General features: G+C 71.6%; 10 protein-coding genes. 9 read left to right on the forward strand and 1 reads right to left on the reverse strand.

All coding sequences use genetic code 11. The features are described 5' to 3' along the window. The first annotated feature begins 22 nt into the window (after positions 1–22). The 9 genes from MOV08_RS26930 to MOV08_RS26970 all read left to right on the forward strand — a co-directional run bounded on the left by MOV08_RS26930 (position 23) and on the right by MOV08_RS26970 (position 10520). Positions 23–607 (forward strand): LURP-one-related family protein, encoded by a 585-nt coding sequence (locus MOV08_RS26930; RefSeq protein ID WP_275309188.1) that lies wholly within the window; start codon positions 23–25, stop codon positions 605–607. A gap of 192 nt (positions 608–799) precedes the next feature. Beyond that, positions 800–982 (forward strand): hypothetical protein, encoded by a 183-nt coding sequence (locus tag MOV08_RS26935; protein WP_159030887.1) that lies wholly within the window; start codon positions 800–802, stop codon positions 980–982. An 89-nt stretch (positions 983–1071) separates the two neighbouring features. Further along, a complete protein-coding gene (locus MOV08_RS26940) occupies positions 1072–2325 on the forward strand; it encodes a lanthionine synthetase LanC family protein (protein ID WP_275309189.1) in 1254 nt (417 codons plus the stop codon). Continuing rightward, on the forward strand, positions 2322–5555 hold the full coding sequence (locus MOV08_RS26945; protein WP_275309191.1) for a lantibiotic dehydratase: 3234 nt from the start codon (positions 2322–2324) through the stop codon (positions 5553–5555). The genes MOV08_RS26940 and MOV08_RS26945 overlap by 4 nt, the downstream gene beginning before the upstream one ends. Further along, the gene (locus MOV08_RS26950; protein ID WP_275309192.1) at positions 5548–7395 is read left to right on the forward strand and encodes an ABC transporter ATP-binding protein; all 1848 of its coding nucleotides are present in this window, start codon (positions 5548–5550) and stop codon (positions 7393–7395) included. Before MOV08_RS26945 ends, MOV08_RS26950 begins: the two co-directional genes overlap by 8 nt. A 23-nt stretch (positions 7396–7418) precedes the next feature. Then, on the forward strand, positions 7419–8453 hold the full coding sequence (locus MOV08_RS26955) for an LLM class flavin-dependent oxidoreductase (protein WP_275309193.1): 1035 nt from the start codon (positions 7419–7421) through the stop codon (positions 8451–8453). A gap of 11 nt (positions 8454–8464) precedes the next feature. Continuing rightward, a complete protein-coding gene (locus MOV08_RS26960; RefSeq protein WP_159030889.1) occupies positions 8465–8866 on the forward strand; it encodes a hypothetical protein in 402 nt (133 codons plus the stop codon). A 133-nt stretch (positions 8867–8999) separates the two neighbouring features. Then, on the forward strand, positions 9000–9677 hold the full coding sequence (locus MOV08_RS26965) for a response regulator (RefSeq protein WP_039636315.1): 678 nt from the start codon (positions 9000–9002) through the stop codon (positions 9675–9677). 78 nt (positions 9678–9755) lie between these two features. Then, positions 9756–10520: a class I SAM-dependent methyltransferase gene (locus MOV08_RS26970; protein ID WP_275309194.1), complete on the forward strand. Its 765-nt coding sequence runs from the start codon at positions 9756–9758 to the stop codon at positions 10518–10520. Here the strand turns inward: MOV08_RS26970 and MOV08_RS26975 are convergent. Then, entirely contained in the window at positions 10475–11638 is a 1164-nt protein-coding gene (locus MOV08_RS26975; protein ID WP_275309195.1) for a sensor histidine kinase, read from the reverse strand. The two genes, MOV08_RS26970 and MOV08_RS26975, sit on opposite strands and share 46 nt — an antisense overlap. Between the last annotated feature and the right edge of the window lie 1223 nt (positions 11639–12861).

A 12861-nucleotide genomic window follows, 5' to 3' on the forward strand; every position in this document is an offset into this window, starting at 1 on the left:
TGTCGATGCTTACGGTTCCTGCATGTGGCAGCCCGACGAAATCCTCATGACGCAGAAGATCGCCCCGCTCGTGAACCGGTATGTGTTCACGCTTCCGGAAAGTGGTGAGGTCATCGCCTTCGCGGAGCAGAAGCGGTTCGCGTTGCAGGAGCAGCTGACCTTGTGGACCGATGAGGGCCGTTCCCGGGAAATCGGCGGATTCACGGCGCGGGAGGTGATCGACCTCGGGGCCACGTACGACGTGACGGGGCCCGGTGGGGATCTCGTCGGCAGCTTCCGCAAGGACTTCAAGGCGTCTTTTCTGCGGTCCACTTGGCATCTGACGCAGGGGGAGAAGGCCGCCGCCGTCGGCAAGGAGCGGCGGGTCGGTGTGGCGCTTGCGCGACGCATGTGGGACGTCGTCGATCTCGTCGTGCCGCTCGTCACTGTGCCGCCGGTGCCGTTCGTCTACCACTTCGACTTCGTCCGGGACGGGCGGCCCGTCCTGGCGGTCGAGCGGAAGTGGGGGATCCGGGGCCGGTACGTCATCCGTATCCAGGATCCGGGGTTGGACCGGACACTCGCGCTCTGCATGGCAGTTGGGCTGGACGCCCTGCAGGGTCGCTGACGGTCGGGCACCGGACGGCCGGGCGGACCGTCCCGCCACATGGTGGGGGAAGAACTGGAAGGTCGGCGGGTTCAAGAGCGTCCTCGGCCTCATTACATTCATTCTCTGACCGCCTCGGAAACTCCTTTGGAATCCCTTCCTCGTTTCCTCGGCGGGCGGTTGGTTTTACGGAATGAAAGGTGCTGTGAATTCATGGACGAGTTCGACCTTGACGCTCGCGTGATCGTTTCCGCCGACCCGGCTCAGACGTCGCTGTCCCCGGTCGCCAGCGTCGCCTCGCGCGTCGCCAGCAAGTGGGCCGTCAAGCAGACCATCAAGAAGACGATCAAGATGACGGCCGCCTGCGCCGCCGTCCGCACGAACGGCAAGTGCTGACCGCGCTGCCGATCGAGTCCGATCACCACGGCGGGGTCCTCCGGAAGGAAGCGGAGGACCCCCTCCGAAGAGCCTGTAGAGCCCCACACATGCACCCCAGCCCCCTCCTGCCGACCGGACTTGCGGCCCGCGCGAACGCCGTCGCGAGCGTGATCCGGGAACGACTCGACAGCCCCGCCGGCGCCGATGCGCACGCCGCACGCGCCGCCGGGCAGAGCGAGGTGTCCTTCTGGAACGGCGCTTCCCTCAGCGAGGGGCATGCCGGGCTGGCGCTCCTCCACCTCCACGCAGCCCGTACCGCGGAGCGCGGCGCGGAAGGGGAGCGGTCGCGCGACCGGGCCTTCTCCTTCGTGCGCGCTGCCTTCGCCGCCACGCGAGAGGACGCCCTCACGCACCCGGGGCTCTTCGACGGCACGGCCGGCCTCGCCTTCGCGCTGCGCGAGGTCGCGGCCGACGAGCCCCGTTTTCTGCCCAGCCTCGCCGCACTGGACGAACAGCTGTCCCGGCAGGTCCTGGCCATGGAGCTGCCCCGCCGGCCCGGTGCCGTCGCCGCTCACCACTACGACCTCGTCTACGGGTGCGCGGGCGTCCTCGCCCACCTGTGCCACGTCCGCCCCGCGACCCCGCTCGTCGAGCAGGCGCTTCAGCGGTGCCTGCGGTACCTGTTGTGGGTCGGTGCCGATCAGCGCTGGGCCGTCGAGGGACGGCTCGACACCGGGATGTCCCACGGCGCAGCGGGTATCGCCGCCGCCCTGGCCACCGCCTGGCGGCACGGTCACCGACTGCCCGGGCAACGCCTCGTCCTCGACCGGCTGGTGGCGTGGCTGCTGGAGGTCGGCAGCCGCGGAGGCCGGCAGCTCCAGTGGCCGCGGTCCGTCCCCGTGGACCCGCACCCCGACGACGGGGACGAAGCCGTGCCCGCCTGGTGCCACGGGACCGGGGGAGTGGCCGCCGGGCTGCTCACCGTCGCCGACGCGACCGGCGACCGGGCCCTGGAAGCACGGGCGTTCGCCGCGCTGGACGGGCTGCTCGACCGGGTCGCCGCCGGGGACGTGCCGCGCTCGCCCACCGTGTGCCACGGCCTCGCCGGATGCGTCGCGCTCGCCCACGAGTTCGCCGCGCGGGGCAGCGAGGGGGCCGCGCGTGGACTCGCCCGGCTCGTGGCGGAGCTGCTCGATGCCGCCGAGCCCGAGCGGGCCCTGGTGTACCGCGACCGCGAGACCACCGGGCACGTCGTCGACAATCCCGGGCTCCTCACCGGCGCGGCCGGTGTCGCCCTCACCCTCCGTGCCGTAGCCACCGGCCGGAGGCCCAGTTGGTGGCGGGTGCTCTTTCTCCGATGAAAGCAATCGACGCAATCGACGCAATCGACGCAATCGACAAGGACCTGACCCGCCCCATGCCGCGGTACGAAGCCCTCGACTTCCCTCTCCTGCGGGCGCCTGCCCTGCCGGTCGAGGTCTGGCGGGAGACGCTCGCCGACCGCGACCCCGCCCGCACCCGCGCCCGGTTGCGCGCCATGGCCGACAACCCCCGCGTACGCCACGGGCTCGTCGCCGCAGGCAGCGGACTGCTCGACGGGCTGGCCAAGGTCGAGGCCGCACAGGGACGCGCCAGCGGCAAGGAGATGCGGCGCGTCCACTCCCGGGCCCTGCGCTACCTCACCCGCATGAGCACCCGCCCCACCCCCTTCGGGGCCTTCTCCGGCGTCGCACTCGGCTCCTTCGGCGAGACCACCACCGCCCGGCTCGGCGAGACCCCCCTCGCGTCCGCCCGGGTGCGGGCCGACATGGGATGGCTGCTCGCTCTGGTGAAGGACCTGGAGGGCGCGCCGGAGGTGCTCGGGCGGCTCAGCGTGTCCATGAACGCCATGGCGCACCGGGTGGGTGACCGGCTCGTCCTGCCTTCCTCGGATGTGCACGGCAACGCCGATCGGCGATCGGTGCGGGTACGGCACACCGGTCCGCTCGGCCACATCCGGCGCCTCGCCCCGGCCGCCGCGCCCGTCCCGTACGCCGAGGTGGTCGCCGAACTGACCGACCGGTTCCCGGCCGTCGGGCCCGAGCGGATCTCGGCGTTCGTCGCCGAACTGGTCGGCCTCGGGCTGCTCGTCACCGACCTGCGGCCGCCCGTCACGGATCCCTGTCCGGAGGCGTACGTCCTGGCCCGGCTCACTGCCGCCGGGGTGGAGCACCCCGCCGTGGCCGGACTGCGCGAGGTCGTCGACATGACCCGGACCGCCGTCCACGACGACACCGGCGCGCTCGACAGGCTGCGCCTGGCCCAACGCACCCTCGTCCCCGCATACCGGCACCAGCCCTTCCAGGTCGACTCCGCTCTCGGCCTCGTCGGTACGGCCATCAACCGCCAGGTCGCCGACGAGGTCGCCGAGGCCGTCGGCTGCCTGGCCCGGCTGGGCCGGGCGGCGCCCGGCGGATACGACCACCTCGCGCCGTATCACGAGGCGTTCATGGAGCGGTACGGAAGCGACGCGCTCGTCCCCGTCCTCGAACTCCTCAGCGCCGAGCGCGGCCTCGACGCCCCCAACAGCTACCTCGATCCGCCCCGCGCCATGGTCATGCACCAGACCGGCGGCGAAGGAGACCCGCGCACCGCGCGGGCCCTGGTCGCCCTGGCCTCCCAGGCGTGGCGGAGCGGAGCCGACGAGGTCGAGCTGAGCGACGAGGCGCTGCGCAGGCTCGTCCCCGCTGACGAGGGCGATACCCGGCGCTGGTGCCCCGGCGTCGACGCGTACGTCCAGATCGCCGCGTCCAGTGCCCGTGCGATTGACGACGGCGACTGGCGTGCCGTGCTCAACAGCGACGGTCTCGGCGAGGGCGGACGCACCTTCGGGCGGTTCTTCCACCTCCTCGGGCCCTCCGCCGCCGAACGCCTCCGCTCCTACGCCCGTGCCCGGGAAGCCCTGGAGCCCGACGTCGTGGTCGCCGAGCTGGCCTACCTGCCCGGCAACGGGCGCGGCGCCAACGTGGCGATCCGGCCCGCCGTCCACGGCTACGAGATCCCCGTCAACGTCGCACCCTCCGCCGCCCCGGACCGGATCATCGACCTCTCCGACATCCATGTCGGCGCGACCGACGACGGCCTGCGGCTCTACTCGGCACGGCTCGGGCGCGAACTGGTGGTCGTCCAGAACCACATGCTCAGCCCGCTCGGCGCGCCCAACGTGTGCCGGTTCCTGCTGGAGGTTTCGCGCGCCAGGTACGCGATCCCCACCGGCTTCACCTGGGGCCCGGTCGAGGGCGCCCCGTACCTGCCGCGCGTCGTGCGGGGCCGGGTCGTCGTACGGGCCGCCGAGTGGAACCTGTACCCGGCCGGCGCGCGGGCCCCGTTGGACACCGCGCCCGTCCCCGTACCGCGCACCGCCGCGGAGTTGACGGAGTGGCGCCGCACCTGGGGCGTTCCCCGCCACGTCTACCTGGCCGACGACGACAACCGGCTGCTCCTGGACCTCGACCACCCGGCCTGCGCGGACGAGCTGTTGACCGATCTGCGGGCGGCCGACGAGCGGGTCACGCTCCAGGAGGCGCTGCCGGATCCCGACGGGACCTGGCTGCGCGACAGCGCCGGACGCGGGCACCTCGCCGAGGTCGTCATTCCGCTCCTGGCGGCGCCCGCCGGCACCGAGGCCGCGCCGCCACCGGATACGGCTCCGGCCCGCGAGGCCGCGGCGGAGGAGATACGACGCAAGGCCCGTCCCACCGCCCGCCCCAGCCATCTGCCCGGCTCCGCGTGGTCGTACCTCAAGCTGTACGCCGCCCGTGACCTGCACGACGAGATCGCCGCGGTCGAACTGGCCGGACTCGTCCGGGAGATACGGGCCGCGGGCGCCGACGTCGACCGGTGGTTCTACATCCGGTACGCCGACCCCGACGCGCACCTGCGCATCAGGACCCGGACACCGGCCGGCGGCACGTCCGCCCTGGAACCGCTCCTGGACTGGGGGCGCTCCCTCGTCCGGCGGGGGATCGCCGAGCGCCTGGAGGTCGCCACGTACCACCCCGAGGTGAGCCGGTACGGCGGTCCCGCCGTGTACGACCACATCGAGGAGTTCTTCGCGGCGAACAGCGCCGTCTCCGCCCGACTGCTCGGTCTCCTCTGGGACAAGGAGCCCGGACTCACCGCCGAAGCGGTCACCCTGGCCGCCGTCGACGCGCTGTACGCCCAGTGGGGTCTCGACGTCCGCGAGCGTCTCGCCGCCATGCCCCGGCCCGCCGAGGACAAGGGGGCCCGCGAGCGGTACAAGAAGGACCGCGACTATCTGTGCGAGCTGCTCGCCCCCTGGGACCGCCGCCCGCACCTGCGGGGCCGCGCCCACCACGAGCGCCTCGCCCCGGTTCTCGCCGGCCAGGCCGACGCCGTCCGCCGGGCCTCGCGGGCCGTCGCGGACGCGGAGGCGGCCGGAACGCTGTGGGGCACCCGGGACGCCGTCCTGGCCAGCCTCGCGCACATGCAGGTGAACCGGCTGCTGCCCATGGACCGCCCCGCCGAGGACCGCTGCTACCTGGTCTGGGGGCACGTCCTGAACTGCCTGCGGGGGAGGCCCCGTGACTGATCAGGAAGCCAGGGGCCAGGCCGTGCCCGAGGAGCACCGGCGCCTCTCCCGGGACCTGCGCTACTGGTGGCTCGTCCTGCGCACGTTCTGGGGACTCAGCCCCCTGAGGGTCTCCGTGCTCGCCGTGGCCACGGCACTCACCGCCGCCGTGCCGGCCGCCGGAATCTGGCTGACCGCCAGGGCCGTGCAGGCCGTCGTCGACGCCCTCACGCGGGTGCCGGACGCCATGGACCGGCTCACCTGCGCCGCGGTCGGTCTCGTCGCGGTCGCGGTGGCGGAGCACATCCTGACGTCGCTCTCGCAGTACCTGAACTCCCTGCTCCAGTTGGAGTTCACGGCCAAGATCGGTGAGCGGGTCATGGTCAAGGGCACCCGCATGGACCTCAGCGCCTACGAGGACCCCGAGGCGTACGACCGGCTGCAGCGCGCGCTGCGGGAGAGCGGCAGCGGCACCGCCTTCGAGGTGTTCGAGGAGATGATGCGCACGCTCACCGCGCTGGCATCACTGGTGATGGTCAGCTGGGTGCTGTTCTCCTGGAACGTCTGGATCGCCCTGGCCATCCTGCTGGCGCCGTTGCCCGCGCTCGCCGCGCACGTGGTGTTCAGCAAGCAGGGCTACGCGATCGAGTACCACCGCGCACAGGACCGGCGCCGCGCCTTCTACTACCAGGACCTGACGACGACGGACTCCTCCTACAAGGAGGTGAAGCTGTACCAGCTCGGCCCCCACCTCGTGGGCCGCTACCGGTCCCTCGTGCAGGAGTTCTTCCGCGTCGACCGGGCGCTGGCACGCCGCCGGCACGGCTGGTCGGCGACGCTCGGCCTGCTCAGCGTGGGCTGCTCGGCGGGCGCGCTGGTCTTCGCCCTCAGATCCACCGCGGACAACGGCCGGATCGGCGAGCTCGCCGGGTACCTACAGGCGCTGGGCGCGGTGCACGCGGCGGCCACCGGGCTGCTTCTCGGCGTGGCCACCCTGTACCAGAACACGCTGTTCACGGGGAACCTCTTCGACTATCTGACGCTGCCCGACGGGCGCATCACGGGCGGCACCAGGCCCTTCCCGCGGCGCCTGACGCACGGCATCGAGTTCCAGGACGTCACCTTCCGCTACCCCGGCACCACGACCACCGCCCTCGACCGGTTCAGTTGCTTCATCCCCGCCGACACCTGCTGCGCGATCGTCGGCGCGAACGGCGCGGGCAAGAGCACCATCGTCAAACTGCTCTCCCGCCTCTACGAGCCGACCAGCGGCCGCATCCTCGTCGACGGCGTGCCCCTGGAGGAGTACGACACCGACGACCTCCAGCGGAACATCGGGGTCGTCTTCCAGGACTTCATCCGCTACGAGATGCCCGTCCGGCACAACATCGGCTTCGGCCGCCTCGAACACCTCGACGACGACGCCCGCCTTCGCGCAGCGGCCGGGTCCAGCGGCGCCGCCGAGTTCATCGACCGTCTCGCGGACACCTACGACACCACACTGGGACGGCACTTCGAGGGCGGCCATCAGCTGTCCGGCGGCCAGTGGCAGAAGATCGCCCTGGCGCGGGCCTTCCTGCGGGACGCGCCGATCGCGATCCTCGACGAGCCGACCGCCGCGATCGACGCCGAGGCCGAGGCCGACATCTTCGGCCGGCTGCGCACGATCTGCTCCCGGGCGACGTCCCTGGTGATCTCCCACCGGTTCTCCACCGTCCGCATCGCCGACAAGATCCTGGTCGTGGAGGGCGGTTCGCTCATCGAAGAGGGGACCCACGAGGAACTGCTCGCACGCGGCGGGACGTACGCCCACCTCTTCCGGCTCCAGGCCGACGCCTACCTGCCGGGAGCCTCCGCATGACCGCCGCCGCACAGGAAGCACCCATGACCCGAACACCCCCGCTGTCCCTCATGTACCCGCTCATGGCGTACGACCTGGACCACCTCACCGCCTTCGGCGAAGTCGTCCGGGAGCTGTCCCTGGAGCGGCTCTACATGGGGCAGTCGGTGCTGGTCGACACCCACCATGCCTTCGCGCACCTCGCCGGGCGCGGCATCCGCGTGCCGGTCGGCACCAGCGTGGCCCTGACGGCTCTGCGCCACCCGCTGGACGCGGCGATACAGGTCAGGTCGCTGGCCCTGCTGACCGGCGCCGACGTCGTCGCCGGCTACAGCACCGGCGACCCGGCGTTCGTGACGGCGCTGCGCGGCGCACCGTACGACAGTCCGCGCACCGCCGTCGCCGAGTACCTGACCGTCGTGCGACGGCTCCTGGACGGCGAGTCGGTGGACTTCCAGGGTCGCTACGTGCGCGTGGACGAGGGGCTCCCCCAGGTCCCCCACCCTCCCGTCTCGCTCGGTGTCGGCGTGCTGCGGCCGCGCATGGCGTACACGGCGGGCCAGGTCGCCGACGTGGCGATCACCCTGCTGACGCCGGCCACCCACCTCAGGGACCGGATCGTGCCTGCGCTCGCGCGCGGCGCCGCCTCCCGGGACAGGGCGGTCCCCGGGGTGACGTCGATCGTGCCGTGCGCGGTGCGCAGGCCCGGCCGGGACCCGCGCCGGCTCGCGTTCGCGGCGCACGAGCTGCACCTGGGCGGTGAGCACTACGCGGCGATGCTCCGCTCGGCGGGCCTCGACGTGGATGCGGCCGACCCGTGGGCCGGGGCCGGCGTACTGGTCGAGGGCGGGGTCTTCGCCTACGGCACCCTGGACGAGCTGGCGGACCAGCTCACCGGCTACCGTGAGGCGGGGGCCACGGAGATCGCGCTGAGCTGTGCGGGGGTCCTGCTGACCGAAGGGCTCGACGCCGCGCTGGCCGACGTGCGGGCCATCGTGGGGGCGATGCAGGACCGCGCCGTGCGCCGGGCCGATGAGGGCCCCGGGTTTTGTACGAGCAGCCATCCCGAGTTGAGTTGAGGGGCAATCACATGCTTCTGGAATTCGTCCTGTTTTCTCTGATGGACACGGTGTTCTGGATAGGCGGCAAGAGTCTTGACAGGGCACGTTCAGCGCGTCGCATTGCCGCCTTTCGGCGCGGCGAAAGGATCACGCTGCGCTGCCGGTTCCGCATTCGGGCACAAGGTCCCGCCATGCATCGCGGGAGAATCGTGGTGAGTGCGTCCGGGGTGGTCCTGGACGGGCCCGGCCCGAGAGCACTGGCGCTTTCCGGTCCGGCCGCCGCGGCGACCGGCGGCGGGCGTTTCGGAACGGCCCTGGACTGCACCGTAACGGCCGAGGACGGCTCCGCGAAGAAGATCGAACTGCTCGTCTCCACGTGGGACGCGAAGCTGGTGGAGCTCATCACGGAGCACCTCTCCGAGCCCGTCTGATCCGCTTCGCGCAATCACGTCGACAACGATTTCCCTCGCGCTCCCTTTCCGGCCCCCGCGCTCTCGAATCCCTTGTCTGTTGGTACCTTGAACGAGGTTTGACCGATTAGGGCTGCTCTGACGGGGGGCGTGGATGATCCGGGTGATGATCGTCGACGATGAAATTCTGCTGCGGTCGTGCATGCAGCGCATTCTGGAGAGCGAAGCGGACATCGAAGTGCCGGTCGCCTGCGACGGGCGGGAGGTCCGCGAAGCCGTGGCGGCCCACCGGCCCGACGTGGTCCTGCTCGACCTGCGCATGCCGGAGGTCGACGGACTCACCGCCCTCGAATGGATTCGGGCCCACCAGGACCCGCCCGCGGTCGCCGTCCTCACGACGTTCCTGCGGGACGAGGACATCGCGGCCGCGCTGCGCTCAGGTGCGGCAGGCTTCCTGCTGAAGGACGCGACACCGCAGGAACTCGCCGACGCGGTCCGGGTGTTGGCCGCGGGCGGCACCGTGCTCTCCCCGGCCGCAGCACGCATCGTCGTCGACGGCTACCTCGGCGCCGGTCCGCGCCACGGCGAGCGGGACCCGCGCCTGGACACGCTCACCGAGCGGGAGCAGCAGGTGCTCGAACTGCTGGGGGAGGGCCTGACCAACGCGGACATCGGGCGCCGGCTGCTGCTGAGCGCGTCGACGGCAAAGGAGCACGTCAGCTCGATCCTGACGAAACTGGGGCTGGCCAATCGCGTCCAGGCCGCCGTGGTGGCACACCGCGCCGCCGCGGAAGGCCACCTGCGCCCGTCGGCCCTGGCCGAGACCCGCTGAACGCCCGAACGGCGGCGGGCCGGCTTCCGAACTCTTTCCCCCCCGCCCGTCCACCCCGCCGTTTGGAGTTGAACCACCATGGCCCTCGGCAACGCGCTCTACGACCAGAAGCTGGCGAGCGTCTACGACCGCATGTATCCGATCGACCACGACACCGCCCAGGCGGTCGAGTTCGTCGCCGGCCGCACGCCGCCCGACGGGCGCATCCTGGAACTGGGCGTCGGCACCGGCCGGATCGCGGTCCCGCTCGCCGAGCGCGGCTTCCGGGTGCACGGCGTCGACGGCTCCGAGGCCATGCTGGACGAGCTGCACAGACAGAACCCGCAGACCGCGGTGACCACCCAGTTCGGCGACTTCACCGAAGAGGGCACCGGCGGCGTCTTCGACACCGTGACCCTGCTGCTGAACACCTTCTTCGTCGCGATCACGAAGGAACAGCAGCTCGGCACTCTGCGACTGGTCCGCGAACAGCTCGCGCCCAGGGGCCGGTTCGTCCTGGAGGCGTTCGACCCGGCGCCGTACCACCACCTGGAGAAGCCGGACTTCTCGATGCGCCACCTCGACGAGCAGACCGTCATGCTGGACACGCTCGCCGTGGACCGCTCACAACAGCTCATGCTCTCGACGCACACCCTCATCGACGGCGGAGCCCCGGCCACCCGTGAGCACGTACTGCGCTACGCCTTCCCCTTCGAGATCGATCTGCTGGCCGAGCTGTCCGGGCTACGGCTCGTCGAACGCACGGAGGACTGGTGCGGCACCCCGTACACCTCCGCCAGCCTGCGGCACGTGTCGGTCTACGAGCGGGACCCCGACTCGCCCTGGGCGGCGGTCGCGGGCTGATGACCCGGCGCCGGCCCCGACGCGAGGGGAGCGGCAGGCCCGAGCGGCAACTCGGCACGCACCACGAACCCGCCGTCCGCAGTGGCCTCCGCCCGGAACGCGCCGCCGACGAGAGTGACGCGTTCCCTCAACCCCGCGAGGCCGTAGCCGCTCGCGGGCACGTCGAGCACGGGGGCGACCGACGGAGGTGTCCGGGGCGCCGGCTGGTTACGGACCTCGACGACGAGCGCGTCGCCCCGGGCCGAGGGGCGTACGGAGGCGGCGACCGGGGCACCGGGAGCGTGCTTGCGGACGTTGGTGAGCGCCTCCTGAACCGTTCGGTAGGCGGCTCGTTCCACGGAGGGGGCGATGGTGTGGGCCTCCAGAGCACCACAGTCGAGCGTCGCGTCCAGGCGGGCTTCCTCCACCAGGGTCGGCACGTTGCGGAGCCGGGCGTCCGTCCCGTCCGCCCGGCTCGGCCCGTGCCGCAGAACGCCGACGATCTCCCGCAGCTCCGCCATGGCGTCGGCGCTGTGGCGGCGTATGGTCTCGGCATCCCGCCGGACGGTGTCGTCGGGGGCGGTCGCCCACAGGGCGCCGGACTGCGCGGCGATGATGCCCAGGTGGTACGAAACGCTGTCGTGCATCTCGCGGGCCATACGGGTGCGCTCCTCCGCCACGGCCCGCTCGGCTTCCAGGCGGCGGCCGTGCGCCTGGGAGGCGATCAGGTCCGCGAGCCTGGCCCGCAGCTCGGAGCGGGTGCGAAAGAGCAGCCCGAGCCCGGCGGGGCCGACGCTGAACATGAGAGCCACCTCGACCACGAACAGATGGTGGCTCCAGTCCACCGCCCCGCCGTCGAGGTCGTACCCGGACCACATGGTCGCCGCGAACAGCGCGGCCGTCGCGACGCCGACGACGGCACGGCGGGCGGTCCTGGACGCCACCGTGAACATGGCGATCATGGGAGCCAGCCACAGGTGGCCGGTGGCCATGGACGGCAAGGTGGCGAACAACACGGCCACCGGGAAGCGGCGGCGCAGCACCAGCGCGAACAGCGACGGCGGGCACACGAGCGCCGAGAGGGCGTCGAGCGCATCGTAGAGAGTCAGCAACTCCGCGGCGGCCGCCGCGATGACCACCCCGTCGACAACGAGCGCGGCCCGACGGGAACCCCCATCCCCCCACACCCCCTCACCACGAAAACGAAAGCCGGCTCCACCCCGAAAGAAGGCTCCACCCCGGAACCAGTCTCTGCCCCGGAACCAAGATCTTCCCCGGAAGAAGGCTCTGCCACGCAAGAACGACCTGCGCCCGCCAGTGCTCATTGGTGCTCCCCGTTTTCACGGGCCAAAGGCATCCGGATCCACGGATTCTCGGTTGCGATGCCCCTGCCCATGCCCATGCCCGCGGCCGACTGAAGAGCCGGGACGGTCCCGGGAAACCCCGAGAATCTTCCACCCCGCATTCTAGAAGATTGCGAAAATCCCCCAGATTCCGGCCTTACCCGCCCCGATCCGCAACCGAACGGTTGCACACAACAGGGAAGACCGCCGGTACTTGCCCGGACCGGATCCCTGCCCGGACCACTTCCCGGCTGGTGGCCATCCCCACGCCCTGGAGGGCGCCGAGGCAGCGGGCTTCGCGGAAGAGAGGCGGTCGGGGCCGAGGACGGCGCGGCGAACCGGCTCGACTCGGCCGACCCGACGTCGCGGTTATCCATATCCAGTAATTCATTTCTGGGCCTGGCAGTTGACTGGCCACCCCATCGGCCGACTGGGGCCGACGCCCTTGCCGCTTCCGTTTGGATGAGCGGCGTGACATTCCAGCCTGGAGGCCCGGGCCGAACGGATCACCGCCGGCATCCAGGCCCCTCCAGCCCTGCCGGAATCACTGACCCGCGATGAACTGCTCGCGCCGGTACGGGAACAACTCGCCGGCGACCGCGCGTTGCGTCGACTCCTGCAACTGCGCGCAGCAACCGCCGGACCCGGATATCGCCATCCCCCATGACCCATGACCGCGTCACGAGCCCGCCGGATACCCGCCCCTTCCCCAAGTACGGGTACATCGAATATGCGGACGCCCGAACCGCAGACCGGACGCGAGGAAGGCGACGAAGCCCTCCGCCTCCAAGTAGCCGGCGGCTGGCCGAAGTTCCCATGCCGTAGGTCCCCTCGGGTCCATGCCCGCACACGCCACCCGGGCCTTTCCACCGCCCCGTAGGCCAGATGACCTGTGGAAACGAACTGAACCGTTCCACTCTGCGGTGCGCCCCACGCAGGACTCGAACCTGCGGCAAGCCGGCAGCCCCGATACGACAGCCTCCTGTACGCCCGGACCTAACGACTCTCGCGAGCGCGGA

It is taken from the genome of Streptomyces yunnanensis (genome assembly GCF_029011865.1).
Classification (GTDB): Bacteria; Actinomycetota; Actinomycetes; order Streptomycetales; family Streptomycetaceae; genus Streptomyces; species Streptomyces yunnanensis.

Bases quoted from the DNA above. Each gene is read 5' to 3' on its own strand.
- MOV08_RS26960 (WP_159030889.1), top strand. From the start codon at position 8,465: ATGCTTCTGGAATTCGTCCTGTTTTCTCTGATGGACACGGTGTTCTGG.
- MOV08_RS26940 (WP_275309189.1), top strand. From the start codon at position 1,072: ATGCACCCCAGCCCCCTCCTGCCGACCGGACTTGCGGCCCGCGCGAAC.
- MOV08_RS26970 (WP_275309194.1), top strand. From the start codon at position 9,756: ATGGCCCTCGGCAACGCGCTCTACGACCAGAAGCTGGCGAGCGTCTAC.
- MOV08_RS26930 (WP_275309188.1), top strand. From the start codon at position 23: ATGTGGCAGCCCGACGAAATCCTCATGACGCAGAAGATCGCCCCGCTC.
- MOV08_RS26945 (WP_275309191.1), top strand. From the start codon at position 2,322: ATGAAAGCAATCGACGCAATCGACGCAATCGACGCAATCGACAAGGAC.
- MOV08_RS26935 (WP_159030887.1), top strand. From the start codon at position 800: ATGGACGAGTTCGACCTTGACGCTCGCGTGATCGTTTCCGCCGACCCG.
- MOV08_RS26965 (WP_039636315.1), top strand. From the start codon at position 9,000: ATGATCCGGGTGATGATCGTCGACGATGAAATTCTGCTGCGGTCGTGC.
- MOV08_RS26955 (WP_275309193.1), top strand. From the start codon at position 7,419: ATGACCCGAACACCCCCGCTGTCCCTCATGTACCCGCTCATGGCGTAC.